Consider the following 12,825-nt stretch of genomic DNA (forward strand, 5'->3'; position numbering starts at 1 on the left):
CGCCGCCGGGTTAACGCTGCCGATTTTGATGGCAGCAAGATAGCGGGTTTTGGCATAAACAACCGTGATCTTGCTCTATTATGCGTTATTTGTGCATGTTTTTATTGTTTTGTCGATTTTTTGTGCGTCAATCGGCGCAGGTAATGGATGTTTTATCTTGCGGGGGCGGAAGTATGATGCCTGTTTTTCATCCTGTATGGTGGATAATTAACCACACAAAAAACTACCCTTTCATTTCTGGGTGGAAATATATTTTAACTGCTCGTGCAGATCTAGCTAAAAACCCGGATTAAGCTCTTTTGGTGATTGATATCACATTTTTATGAAATATGGCGTGTAAATGCAACGTGTGGCAGGGGGCTTTTGCTATCGCGCGGGGAACAACGGCATGGCCTTAGCAATGTAGCGCTATGCCGTGTGCGGTGAAGAAATCGCTAAATTCAGCGTTCGGCGGGCGATCGGTAATCACCTGCTCAAACTGGAGCAACGGGGCGATGACGGCGGCCTTTTCTACGCCGAATTTGCTGTGATCGGCCACCAGGATCTTCTGCCGCGCCATGCGTATGGCGCGGTGCTTCATAGCCAATTCGTCGAAGTTAAAACAGGTGGCGCCATGTTGCAGGCTTAGGCCGGCGGCGGAAATGAAAGCGAGCGTCAGGCAGATATGATCCAGCTCACTATGCTGGCCAAGACTGCTAAAGATGGCATTGGCGGGATTAAAACTACCGCCGCACAGGATCACGCGGCAGTTGGGCTTGCTCTGCAGTGCCAGGACGGTGTTTAGCGCATGGCAGATGGCGGTAAAAGGCAGACTGTCATCAATCGCATCAATGATGGCTGGCGTGGTGGTGCCGCAGTCGAAAAAAACCGTATCGTTACTGTTAATCAGGGCAGCGGCCAGCGCACCGATGCGGCGTTTTTCCGGCAGCCGTTGGGTTTGCTGATCGGTGAGCGAATAGCGCGTGGCGGCGCCGTGGCGTAAATCGGCCACCACATACCCGCCCAGCAGCGTAACGGTGGCATGACCGTCGCTAAGATCGCGGCGCACCGTCATTTCCGAAACGCCCAAGAGGGCGGCGGCCTGTTTCACATGGAGCTTGTCCGTGTTTTTCAGGGCCAGGCTTAGCTGCTTGATACGTTCTGCGCGCCGGGTTTCCATCGGTTTCTGCTACTCAAAAAATGCCTGTGCAAGCGGGGCGATTGCGGCGCCCGCTGGCAGAGGGCCGCCGTCGCGTTAGTAGCTGCCGTCGGCGGCTTTTTCACTGGCGACAATGGCTACGCCGGAGCTGGTGCCGATGCGGGTGGCGCCGGCCTGGATCATTTTTTCGGCAGTCGCGCGATCGCGCACGGCGCCAGAGGCTTTCACGCCTATTTGCTCGCCGACGGTGGCGCGCATCAGGGCAACATGTTCGGCCCGGGCGCCGCCGGTGCTGAAGCCGGTGGAGGTTTTCACAAAGGCGACGTCGAGCGCACGGCAGATTTCGCACAGTTGAACGATTTGTTCATCGCTGAGCAGGCAGGTTTCCAGGATCACCTTCAGTGGGATTGCGTCACAAACGTCGCGTACCGCCGCGATGTCTGCCTTCACCGCGTCCAGCAGGCCGCTTTTCAGCCAGCCAACGTTGATGACCATATCGATCTCTTGCGCGCCGGCGGCAATAGCGGCTTTGGCCTCAAACGCTTTGGCAATGGTCAGGCCGGCACCCAGCGGGAAGCCAATAACCGAACAGATTTTCACATCGCTTTCCTGCAGCAATTGCGCCGCCAGCGGGACATAGCCCGAATTCACGCAGACTGCATAAAAATGGTGCTGTTGGGCCTCTTCACACAGCCTGGCGATCTGCGTTTCCGTGGCGTCCATGGCGAGCAAGGTGTGATCGATATAGCGCGCATAATCAATGTGTTCGGTCGTCATTGTGATCCCTGATACGGTAAAATGGTGATGTTAGTATCATAACATTTTCGTGAGAAAAGAGTACATCACCCGCGTATAAGACTGAGAAACCCAGCTTTTAACGCTTAAATTGTGATTTAACTAACATGCGTGTTGATTTAGTAACAGATTAACCGTTTGCGCGTTATTCTCTCACCCAGCCTTTGCGAATCGGCAAGGCGAACAGGGCGTGATACAGGCGGCCCAGCGTGCTGGCGATGGCATCGCCGTACAGGTTCCAGACCAACTGGGCGAACAGGCAGCCGACGATGCCCAGCAAGAACGCGCCCACCATGTCCAGCGGCCAGTGCACGCCAAGGTACACCCGCGCCCAGGCGATGCCCACGCCGATCGCCATCAGCAGAATGCCGGACCACACCCGATGCCAACACAGGAAGGCCAGCGCAAAGGTGAAGATGGCCGTGCCGTGGTTGCTGGGAAATGAACTATCCGGCGCATGTGTGAGGAAGGTATAGCCAAAACCGGGGACAAACGGCCTTTCATAAGGCAAGAGCATGCCGATCGCCGTGGCGGTGGCCATGGCAAACAGCAGGGCGATGGTGGTTTTGCTGACCACTTCACGCTGTGATACCAAGCGATCCTTCGGGCCCCATAGCCAAAGCCCAACGATCAGCAGCGGTACGATGGCAATCATATCGCGGGCCAGGAACAGGGCGAATTCAATCAGCCATTTGGGGGATGCCGGGGTGGCATCGATCGCGATGAAAAGCACGTGATTCAGTTGTTCCATGATAATTCCCTCACAGTGGGCATTGCCTGCCGCTTGCCCACCAATAAACAGCCAGTTGGTTAGTTCATCCCCGCAGTTGCCGTTGGCGGCGGGAGGCGTTGCCCGCGAACAGCATGGCCCTGAAAGTAGCAACCCGCTGACAAGTAAGCCAAAAATGCGGTTAACCATAAAAGGAAGGTGCTGGCGAGTAAAGGGAAGGGCGCTTAATCTGGGGGGCTGTTGAGGGTTTATTTAATTTGGCTTGTGGTAGGCTGTGCAGTGGGCGTAACGTTTTAGCTGAATGTTGCCATTTATCAAGATTATAAGGACATAGTGGATGAAAACGATTTCTCTGGTTCTCACCGGCCTGCTGATGGCTGCTTGTACAGGGGCGAATGCGGCCACAACGGCTGGCGCAGGCCAACCGTCACTAGAAAGTGTTGCACCCTATCCGCCGGCGGAACAGGGCATGAGCCGCCAGGTGATCTTCTTGCCGCCGCTGGAGCACGAAGAGAACATGAAAGTGGAATTGCTGATCGGTAAAACGTTGCACGTGGATTGCAACCGCCATTTCATGGGGGGCAATCTTGAGCGCAAAACGCTGGAAGGATGGGGCTACGATTATCTGGTGCTGGAAAAACTCTCGCCGCCGGCATCCACTCGAATGGCCTGCCCGGATAGCAGCAAACACACACAGTTTGTCGCCGCAAACCTGGGTGAAGCCGCGATGCAACGCTACAACAGCCGCCTGCCGATCGTGGTTTACGTGCCGCAAGATGTGGACGTGAAATACCGCCTGTGGCAAGCCAACGACGCGGTGGTAAACGCGGTGCGTCAATAAGCTCTTTAAGGGGGGAACCCGGTGGGGCGTTGCCACAAAAAACGGCCAGCCGGCGTTGACTGGCCATTTTGTTTAGTCTTTGTCCACCGGCGTCATGCTGACGGAGGAAAGGTAGTTGAGCAGAGCGATGTCGTTGTCGACGCCCAGCTTCATCATCGCCGATTTCTTCTGGCTGCTGATGGTTTTGATGCTGCGGTTGAGTTTCTTGGCGATTTCCGTTACCAGGAAGCCTTCGGCAAACAGGCGCAACACTTCGCTTTCTTTCGGTGACAGGCGTTTGTCGCCATAGCCGCTGGCGCTGATTTTCTCCAACAGCTTGGAAACGCTTTCCGGGGTGAACTTTTTGCCTTTCTGCAAGGCGGCGAGCGCCTTGGGCAGATCGGTCGGGGCGCCTTGCTTCAGCACGATGCCTTCAATATCCAGATCCAAGACGGCGCTTAGGATCGCCGGATTATTGTTCATGGTAAGAACAATGATCGACAACTGCGGATAGTGGCGCTTGATGTATTTGATCAGCGTGATGCCGTCGCCGTACTTGTCACCCGGCATTGAGAGATCGGTGATCAATACGTCGGCGTTGAGTTTGGACAGACTGTTGATCAGCGCCGTTGAGTCTTCGAACTCCCCAACGACATTCACCCATTCAATTTGTTCAAGTGACTTCCTGATGCCAAAAAGCACGATAGGGTGATCATCAGCAATAATTACGTTCAGGTTATTCATGTGGTTGGCTACCTTGCTGCAGCAGTCTACTGACGAAAAAATCAATCTGACTGATGTTGTTCTCTATCTGAAGCGCATCACCATCTGCGATGTGCTGTTCCAACGATTCACACAGTTGCTTGCCCGGAAGCAGATTTAACATAGCAAATACACCTTTCAGGCGGTGTGCGGTCTGTGACAGAGCCTCGAAATCACTACTGCCCGCCTCAGTATACAGTTTTTTGACATCGTCGGGTACTGTATCAATAAACAAGCCATAGTAATCACTTGATTTCAATTGTTTTTCATAGTGTTGCAGATTTTCTGCCGTTAACGACAGCAGATCGTCCTCCTGCTCCAGAGCGGCCATTTGCTGTTCCATCAGCACCAGAATGGCATCAAGCATGGCGCTGCTCAGGTTGTAATTCACCCGAATATAACGTTTTTCCAACTGCTGCCAGCCGGGTTCGTCGCTGGCCAGCAGCAGGGTATAGTCATCTGCCCGCTGCGGGTTGTCGGTCAGCAGAATGTCGTAATCGTGGTTGGCCGCATGTTCTTCGGCAATCAGGCAGTCCGCGCCGTAGGTGTGCAGCAGGTGGGTAACGATACTGCGCACTTCTTCAGAGGTGATATCCAATAACGCCTTGACGCCGTCCAACAGTTTTTCCGGCTCTTCTTCTTCCTTCTGCTCGGCTTCCATCGTCACGTGGATGATATAGCGGGTGCCGATGTCCGGTTTGCTGTGGATATCCAGTTGGCCGTTGAGCTTTTTGCACAGCTGGTTACACAGGAAGAACGTCAGGCCGGAACCCTGGTTGAAACGATCGGCCAGCGCCTGGCTGGTGAACGGGTAGTCCAGATTGCTGAGTTCATCGCTGGAAAGGCCTGCGCCGGTATCATTAACGTGGAATATCAACCGATCCGGGCTTGCCGGATCGCTTTCCGCCACTACAGAGATTTTGCCGCAGGCGGTGGTGATAATGGCGTAGTGCAGCAGCATGGAGAGGATTTTGCGCAGCGCATTCACATCGCCGACATAGTTTTGATCGGCGGCCAACTGGCAATGGTTGAACAGCGCCAGCCCTTTTTGATTGATCATCGGCAAAGCTTCCAGCAACAGATCGTCGATCAACTGAACGGGAGTGAAGGATTGCCGCGAAGGTTGCCAATCTTGTGTTTCAAGGCGCGTGAGCAAGGTGATGTTGTCGATCAACGCCAGCACCGCGCTGGAGGCGGTAGACAGTTGGCCCAGCAGCGCCTGTTGCTGCTGCGGATCCGGCTGGTTGTGCAACTGGCCGGCCAGATCGTAGATCTGTCGCACCGGTTGGTTCAGCTCAATGCCCAGGTTGTGCAGCATCAGCTTGCGTGCCTGCACGTTTTTATCGTATTCGCGCCGCGCCTGCTGCAACCGCTTATTGACGATGGCTTCCTTATCCTGATCGTTAAGCAGGAACAGGTAAATGTCCGGCGACAGCTGGCTGCGGAACAGGCGGATTTCATACACTTCATTGTTGACCGTTGCCTGGATCACCCCATGGTGCTGCTCGGCAATATGCGCGATTTTTTGCAGGCTGAGATGGGGCAACAGGTGCTCCGCCGTTTGGTTGCTGGCGATGACAGTATTGCTGGCGAAATTGTATACCAACAGGCCGGAAGGCAAATTGGCGACAATCTCCTTACACAGCGCACGTTCGGTTTCCAGCTCTGCGGCCATGCTTTCGCTGGGGTGGATATATTGGCGGCGAATAAAGTAGATGCCAAGCAGCGAAAGCAGCAGCAACAGCAGGTGGATGGCGAGCAGCCAAATATTATTGTGCAGCAGATCGAACGCCAGGCTGATGCTGGACACATGGTAGACCAGCTTCAGCGGCGCGTTGGCCAACGGAATATGGAATTCCAGCCAACTGCCGGTCAGGGTGGTGCTGCCGGCAACCGCGTTCTGCCCGGCCGTGCTTTCTGGATCGACATTATTCGCTAGCAGCGCAAAGTTGGCGCGCGCCAGGTTGGCGGGAATAATGTCGTTGACCGGAAGTTCAAAGGCGATGACGGTCGCCAAATGCCCCGGTTGGTTGAACGTGGTATGGATAGAGAACGAATAAGCGTTGGGGGCCCGTTGCTTGCGCAGCTCAGAGAAGCTTTCGCGTTCGTCGAGCATATTGGCCTGCTGCAGCATTTCCGCCCGGCGGTCTTCGGCCGAATTCGCCAGGTAGTTCTCTTTATAGCGGGAAATCAGCTCCTTCACCGGTTGGGTGGTCACCATGCTCAGGCTGTTATCCAGGCCATTGAGGTAGTACAGGGTGTACTGCTCTTTTTCCGCCCCCCAGAGCATGTCCAGATAGTCCGAAACTCCGGCAATCATGGCCAGCGTATTGCTGTCATGAGTGCCAAAAATCACGGCGTCGGTTTTCTTGTACGGTTTTTCGACGTAATACACGTCCGGGCGCAGACGGGTTTCCTGTAGATCTGGGGTGGCCGTCAGTAAAGAGGTGCTGCCAAAGCGATCGTAGACTTGGTAGGTCACATAGCGGTAATAGTCAATGCGTTGCTGCAGGCTGTTGCTGATGGCATTCAAAGCGTACTTTTTTTCCGCCAGCCAGGAATTGGTGTAGTTGTAGCCGTACAGCCCAAGTGAAACCAGCAGGAGTACGATAAACAGCAGGAAGCAGCGGGTCAGATTGGTTGAGCTGATCGTCAGTTGTTTGTTTTGCATGGTTGACGGTGCGTTCCTGTGTTGGCAATGCCGGTGATAGCGGCGCGTTGGCCTGCCTTCGCTTTGTAGGCAATGCACGTCTGATGCTGCGCGTGGTATCGGGCAGGGTTCAATCGTGGCATCAGCAGCGGCAGTTTGCTAAAAATGAAGCCTGTTTTTATCACAAACCGCGATCCGGGTCGAAAGGATTCGCTCTACTCGCTGCCGCCGCCTGCGGCACGGCGAGCCAGCCATAGCGCGATGACCTGAACAATGTAATCTTTCTGCGCCTCATTCAGCGCTTTTCCCTGTGCGATCCCATGCCACTTTGCCAGGCAACCGCGGCAACAGGTGGCGGTGGCATGCTGCGCCACAAATACCGGGTGGCCGCGCATTGGCGTTTGTTTACCGTCGTTTTTAGGGTATGCCGCTGCCAGGCGCCGATCGATAAAATCGCGCGCATGGCTGAGGATTATCGGCATGCCCTTAGCGGCAAAATAGTGTTGGTCTTTTGTGTTTAGGCGGAATTTGGCGCGGAACGGCGAACTTTGCAGCCGCCGCCAAAGTGCTTCGGAATCGAGTTTCATTGCGGGTTTCTGGCCGGGTGAATAACCACAACAGGATAACAGATCATCGGGCCATAACCCAAACAGAGCCGGCACATACGCGGTTCAATACCTTTATCCTGCAGCGTGAATGACGTTGGCATATATACGTAGTGGGTTGTTATTTTTATTTTTTATGAATTGTTTGATTATCCGTGCTGGTGTTTTTTTAACATATTGTGCGCCAGTTTATTCGTGGGATAATGTCTGCATGTTATTATTTTTTAGCAATAAGTGCGGCCTGGGGTTATGGCGCTCAGTGTGTGATGAGGGAATAAAAAAACCGGCCATTGGCCGGTTAATGTACTGAATAAGATAATGAAGGTAATAATGAAAATAATGATGATAGCAGGTTGAGTATAGATCCGATTTTCGTCAGTTTTTTTATCACTACGTGCTTATTTTTATCGTTTTTGTATAGTTATGAAAAGTTTTTGTTTGAAGTTTATAGATTGTTGATTTTGTTTGTTTAATTTATTTTTTGTGTTTCCGTGCCCTATTTATGATGACTGTAATCTTTTGTGATAGTTCGCGTGTTTTTACATTTTTAAACGAATTTAGTAGGTGATGAAACACTATTTGATGCTTGGTATCAATTTCTTTATGGATTAATATCCACCTATTGCCAGAATGGTAATGCACTGTCGCGCTAATATGCTCAGAAGAGCAGTGGCCCTAGCTCGACGTAATAAATGAGGATAATAAAGATGAAACTCCGAGTTCTCTCTCTGATAGTACCCGCACTGCTGGTCGCAGGCACCGCAGGTGCGGCGGAAATCTATAACAAAGACGGTAATAAACTGGATTTGTACGGTAAAATCGACGGGCTTCACTATTTCTCGGATAACAATGGACTGGATGGCGATCAGTCCTACATGCGTTTCGGCCTGAAGGGGGAAACCCAGATCTCCGACCAACTGGTGGGTTACGGCCAGTGGGAATATCAGGTTCAACTGAATAACACCGAGTCAGAAAACAACTCCTTCACCCGTGTCGGCTTCGCCGGCCTGCGTTTTGGTGACTACGGCTCACTGGATTACGGCCGTAACTACGGTATCCTGTACGATGTCGGTTCCTGGACCGACGTGCTGCCAGAGTTCGGCGGCGACACCTACGGCGCGGACAACTTCCTGTTCCAGCGCGCTAATGGCGTAGTAACCTATCGTAACAGCGATTTCTTCGGTCTGGTTGATGGCCTGAACTTTGCCGTTCAGTATCAAGGCAAAAACGGCAGCGCCACCGAATCCAACAATGGCCGCAGCGTACTGGCGCAGAACGGCGACGGCTACGGTATGTCGCTGTCTTACGATCTGGGCTGGGGTGTTAGCGCCGCCGGTGCCTACTTCTCGTCCGATCGTACCAACGATCAAAACTCCGCAGCGCTTCTGGGCCAGGGTGACAAGGCCGAAGCCTACAGCGGCGGTCTGAAATACGACGCTAACAATGTGTATTTGGCAGCCATGTACACCCAGTCGTACAACGCTACCCGTATCGGTTCCGCCAGCAGCTCACAGTACGGCTTTGCTAACAAAGCGCAAAACTTTGAAGTTGTCGCACAGTATCAGTTCGACTTCGGTCTGCGCCCATCCGTGGCTTACCTGCAGTCGAAAGGTAAAGACATCGAACGCGGCTGGGGCGATCAGGATCTGCTGAAATACGTGGATGTCGGCGCTACCTACTTCTTTAACAAAAACATGTCCACCTACGTTGATTACAAAATCAACCTGCTGGATGAAAACGACTTCACCCGCGCGACCGGTACCAATACCGACGACGTGGTTGGCGTTGGCCTGGTTTACCAGTTCTAAGCAGCAACGTAAGCGTTTATCATGTAACGCGGCCTTCGGGCCGCGTTTTTTTTTCTATTCTTCATGCCAGGCTAACGCCAGTGCCCGCACCGCCTCGCCTAACGCTTGCAGTGCCTCTTCGGCCTGCTGGTCTATTTGCACCTTAACGATCGCACCGTCTATCAACATTGCCAGCGTGGCGGCCCGCGGCTGCCTGTGCGCGTTGGCCGGCAGGTAGCACGCCAGTGCCTGTGCCATGTCCGCCTTGTGGCCATGGGCTATCGCCAGGCTTTCCGGCAGCAAATCGGCCAGCTCCACCGCCGTGTTGATAAACGCGCAGCCGCGAAAGTGCGGATCGCCGAACCACTCGGCCAGGCAGCCGGGCAGCGCCGTAAACACATCGCCATGCAGTTGCACTTGCTTGGCCAGCGCCTGCTGGAACCAGGCCAACCACTGCGCATGGCGGTAGTCGAGAAAGGCCAAAATCAAGGCATTTTTGCTGGGGAAGTGGCGGTAAAAGGTGACCTTGGTTACCCCGGATTGTTTGATGATGCGGTCAATACCCGTGGCACGGACGCCTTCACGATAAAAAAGATCGTGGGCGGTCAAAAGAATGCGCTGGCGCGCAGGTAATGTTTCCGTTGGCAGAGTCATGGTGGCTACCGGCAAAAAGACTATCAGCCTATTGTAGACAGCTCTGTCTACTTGCGCTAGCGTAAATGGGTAGACAATTCTGTCTACCTGAAAACAAGGTGCTGCTATGAAGATTAAACCCCCCATACCGCCGTTCACCCTGGCATCGGCTATCGCTAAAGTCCGTATGGCGGAAGATGCCTGGAACAGCCGCGATCCGATTTTGGTTTCCCAGGTCTATGCGGTGGATACCCGCTGGCGCAATCGCGCTGAATTTATTGACGGCCGCGATGAAGTGGTGGCGTTCCTGCAACGAAAATGGGCGAAAGAGCAGGATTACCGGCTAATCAAAAGCCTGTGGGCCTTTGACGATACGCGTATCGCCGTGCGTTTCGCCTATGAATGGCGTGATGATTCCGGCAACTGGTTCCGCAGTTTCGGCAATGAAAACTGGGCGTTCAACCCCCAGGGCTTGATGGCCGAACGCTATGCGTGCATCAACGATCTGCCGATTGCTGAACACGAGCGAAAATTCCATTGGCCATTAGGCCGTCGCCCGGCGGATATTCCTGAACTGGGCGAATTTGGTTTCTAACGCGTTGCCGTGGCGCGCTAATTTGTTAATGCCAACTGAATAGGATAAATTCCGCAGGCGCCTATTTTTACACGGACGATGTAACCATGCCTGAAAGCCAGGGTTCTGCGTTGGCGGATGCCGCCCAATTTCATGCCGCACCACGGGGGGCAAGCCAGAGCGGGTTTATTCCACTATTGATGCGGCTTCATTTTTATATCGGCTTGTTTGCCGGCCCTTTTTTGCTGATCGCCGCGCTCAGCGGGATTTTCTACGCCCTGACGCCGCAGCTTGAATCCCGTATCTATGCCGCGCAGCTATACCACCACAGCCAAGGTGAAGAATTGCCGTTGGCACAGCAAATTGCGGCCGCCCAGGCGGTGGCACCGGCGGGCGCGGTGTTATCTGCGGTGCGCCCGGCGCCGGCAGCCGGTGAAAACACCCGCGTTTTGTTCCATTTGGCGGGGTTAGGCGAGTTTGAGCGCCTGGCGGTGTTTATTGATCCGATCACTGCGCAGCCTCATGGGCAGTTGGCGGCGTACGGCACCAGCGGAATACTGCCGTTGCGCACCTGGCTGGACCGACTGCACCGCAGCCTACAGTTAGGTGAACCGGGGCGTGTTTACAGCGAGCTTGCCGCTTCCTGGTTATGGTTGCTGGCGCTTGGTGGGTTGGTGCAGTGGTGCGCCGGGAAAAAACATACGCGAAAGCAAACGGGGCTGCGCCGGTGGCATGCGCGGGCAGGGGGCTTGCTGCTGATTGGGCTGCTGTTCTTTTCCGCCACCGGGTTAACCTGGTCGAAATGGGCCGGCGGCAACATCGGGACGTGGCGCCACCAGTTCGGTTGGGCGACGCCTGCGTTATCGACCGCGTTGGGAGAGCAAACGGCGCCGCCGGCTGATGAACATGCGCTGCACCACGGCCATGATATGCCGACGATGGCCGCGGTTGAGGGCGATTTGGATGCCGCGCTCTACGATCGCATCTTGCTCAGCGCCCGCCGGGCAGGGATTGATGCCGGAAAAATTGAAATCAAACAGCCGGTGAAAGCCGGGTTAGCGTGGACGGTCAGCGAGATCGACCACCGTTGGCCGGTGCAGGTGGATGCCGTGGCCGTCGATCCACGTACTTTGGCCATCACCGATCGCGTCAGTTTTGCGCAATATCCGCTGGCCGCCAAGCTCACCCGCTGGGGGATCGATTTGCATATGGGGGTGTTGTTCGGCCTGGCCAATACCTTCGCGCTGGTGGTGTTCGCCGCAGGCCTGGCGGCCATGGTGGTCATGGGGTATGTGATGTGGTGGCGCCGCAGGCCTACGCGGCGGCAGGCGCAGCCCTTGGGTTCGCCGTTGCTGTTGTTGCGGCAAACGCCGAAAGGGCTGCTGCTGGTTCTCGTGGCGTTGGCGGTATTATTTGGCCTCTGTTTGCCGGTGATGGGGGCCAGCCTGTTGGCGTTTCTGCTGTGTGATGTGCTGCGTTGGCAATGGCTGCGGCGGCGTGCGTTTTCACCTGGGCAAAACAAATAGCGGAAAACGCACGCTTTCGCAAAGCCTGATTTGTGGAAAAGCCTTTCATCTTCTAGACTTAGAAGACAACAACGTACGATAAGGGGACAAGCTATGACAAAGCAATGGGTTTTGGCTGTGAGTACCGCTGCGGCATTTTCTCTTCTTGCTGGCTGTACGGCCTATGATCGGGCTGCCAGCTACGTGAAAGAGCCCGTAGTGAGTGATGTAAAAGTCGGGATGACCAAACAGCAAGTGCGCGCCATTGCCGGGCCACCATCAACCTCTGCAACATTGATTCATGCCAATGGGACGTGTGACACCTATGCGGTTGCACCGCGCGATGGTAAAGCGCAGACGTATTTTGTCAGCTACAACGACACCGGCCACGTAATGAATAAAGGCTACCAGAGCTGCTCTGAATACGACGCCGAACCGAAATAACGTTTCCACCGGCTAAAGCAGAACCCCGGGCCACCGGGGTTCTGCTTTTTTATCGCCCAATGCGGCGTGAACTTTGAGCAAACAGGTTTTTTTTGGGTTTTTTTGCTTAAGAACAGTAGACATTTCATAACGGTATCGCTAGTATCTGCGCCCATTGGAAGGATGGCCGAGTGGTTTAAGGCAACGGTCTTGAAAACCGTCGACGGGCGACTGTCCCAGAGTTCGAATCTCTGTCCTTCCGCCAAATAAGATAAGCCCATGCTGTTGCCAGCATGGGTTTTTTTTCATGGTTTTTTCGTGCCAAGCCTGCTGCGCGGCAGCAAAATCATGGGGTTATTAAACGGAAAGCCCCCGGCGTTTGCACGCCGGGGGCTTTATCGTT

12 protein-coding genes and 1 tRNA gene are annotated in these 12,825 nt (G+C 54.3%); 6 read left to right on the forward strand and 7 right to left on the reverse strand.

Features of this window, described 5'->3' with window-relative positions; all coding sequences use genetic code 11:
• Positions 1-394: 394 nt before the first annotated feature.
• From deoR to ybjG, 3 genes are all read right to left on the reverse strand, one after another.
• Entirely contained in the window at positions 395-1,159 is a 765-nt protein-coding gene (gene deoR / locus ABFX35_RS03925) for a DNA-binding transcriptional repressor DeoR (RefSeq protein ID WP_346079301.1), read from the reverse strand.
• Positions 1,160-1,234: 75 nt separating this feature from the next.
• A complete protein-coding gene (deoC, locus tag ABFX35_RS03930) occupies positions 1,235-1,915 on the reverse strand; it encodes a deoxyribose-phosphate aldolase (RefSeq protein WP_346079303.1) in 681 nt (226 codons plus the stop codon).
• Positions 1,916-2,078: 163 nt separating this feature from the next.
• A complete protein-coding gene (gene ybjG, locus ABFX35_RS03935) occupies positions 2,079-2,684 on the reverse strand; it encodes an undecaprenyl-diphosphate phosphatase (protein ID WP_346079305.1) in 606 nt (201 codons plus the stop codon).
• 316 nt (positions 2,685-3,000) lie between these two features.
• Here ybjG and eco point away from each other — a divergent pair, with 316 nt between their 5' ends.
• On the forward strand, positions 3,001-3,504 hold the full coding sequence (gene eco, locus ABFX35_RS03940; protein WP_346079306.1) for a serine protease inhibitor ecotin: 504 nt from the start codon (positions 3,001-3,003) through the stop codon (positions 3,502-3,504).
• A 72-nt stretch (positions 3,505-3,576) separates the two neighbouring features.
• Here the strand turns inward: eco and rcsB are convergent, their stop codons facing one another.
• From rcsB to ABFX35_RS03955, 3 genes are all read right to left on the reverse strand, one after another.
• On the reverse strand, positions 3,577-4,227 hold the full coding sequence (rcsB, locus tag ABFX35_RS03945) for a response regulator transcription factor RcsB (protein ID WP_121525653.1): 651 nt from the start codon (positions 4,225-4,227) through the stop codon (positions 3,577-3,579).
• Positions 4,220-6,916 (reverse strand): phosphotransferase RcsD, encoded by a 2,697-nt coding sequence (gene rcsD, locus ABFX35_RS03950; RefSeq protein ID WP_346079309.1) that lies wholly within the window; start codon positions 6,914-6,916, stop codon positions 4,220-4,222. The genes rcsB and rcsD overlap by 8 nt, the downstream gene beginning before the upstream one ends.
• Before the next feature lie 194 nt (positions 6,917-7,110).
• Positions 7,111-7,482, reverse strand: coding sequence for a DUF4186 domain-containing protein (locus ABFX35_RS03955; protein ID WP_346079311.1), 372 nt, complete (start codon positions 7,480-7,482; stop codon positions 7,111-7,113).
• Positions 7,483-8,207: 725 nt separating this feature from the next.
• On the opposite strand from ABFX35_RS03955, the gene ABFX35_RS03960 reads away from it, so the two are divergent.
• The gene (locus ABFX35_RS03960) at positions 8,208-9,308 is read left to right on the forward strand and encodes a porin OmpC (protein WP_346079313.1); all 1,101 of its coding nucleotides are present in this window, start codon (positions 8,208-8,210) and stop codon (positions 9,306-9,308) included.
• A gap of 54 nt (positions 9,309-9,362) precedes the next feature.
• Here ABFX35_RS03960 and ABFX35_RS03965 read toward each other — a convergent pair whose 3' ends face one another.
• On the reverse strand, positions 9,363-9,941 hold the full coding sequence (locus ABFX35_RS03965; RefSeq protein ID WP_346079315.1) for a TetR/AcrR family transcriptional regulator: 579 nt from the start codon (positions 9,939-9,941) through the stop codon (positions 9,363-9,365).
• Positions 9,942-10,047: 106 nt separating this feature from the next.
• On the opposite strand from ABFX35_RS03965, the gene ABFX35_RS03970 reads away from it, so the two are divergent.
• The 4 genes from ABFX35_RS03970 (at position 10,048) to ABFX35_RS03985 (ending at position 12,687) form a co-directional block, all read left to right on the forward strand.
• Positions 10,048-10,515 carry a nuclear transport factor 2 family protein gene (locus tag ABFX35_RS03970; RefSeq protein ID WP_121525658.1) on the forward strand — a complete coding sequence of 156 codons (468 nt, stop codon included), beginning with the start codon at positions 10,048-10,050 and terminating at the stop codon, positions 10,513-10,515.
• Positions 10,516-10,601: 86 nt separating this feature from the next.
• The gene (locus ABFX35_RS03975; protein WP_279024500.1) at positions 10,602-12,020 is read left to right on the forward strand and encodes a PepSY-associated TM helix domain-containing protein; all 1,419 of its coding nucleotides are present in this window, start codon (positions 10,602-10,604) and stop codon (positions 12,018-12,020) included.
• Positions 12,021-12,113: 93 nt separating this feature from the next.
• Positions 12,114-12,443, forward strand: a complete 330-nt coding sequence (gene osmE, locus ABFX35_RS03980; protein WP_279024498.1) for an osmotically-inducible lipoprotein OsmE — start codon at positions 12,114-12,116, stop codon at positions 12,441-12,443.
• Between the two features lie 156 nt (positions 12,444-12,599).
• Positions 12,600-12,687 (forward strand) — tRNA-Ser (locus ABFX35_RS03985).
• The last annotated feature ends 138 nt before the right edge of the window (positions 12,688-12,825 follow it).

Origin of the sequence: Gibbsiella dentisursi (genome assembly GCF_039539505.1) — a bacterium.
GTDB lineage: Bacteria > Pseudomonadota > Gammaproteobacteria > Enterobacterales > Enterobacteriaceae > Gibbsiella > Gibbsiella quercinecans.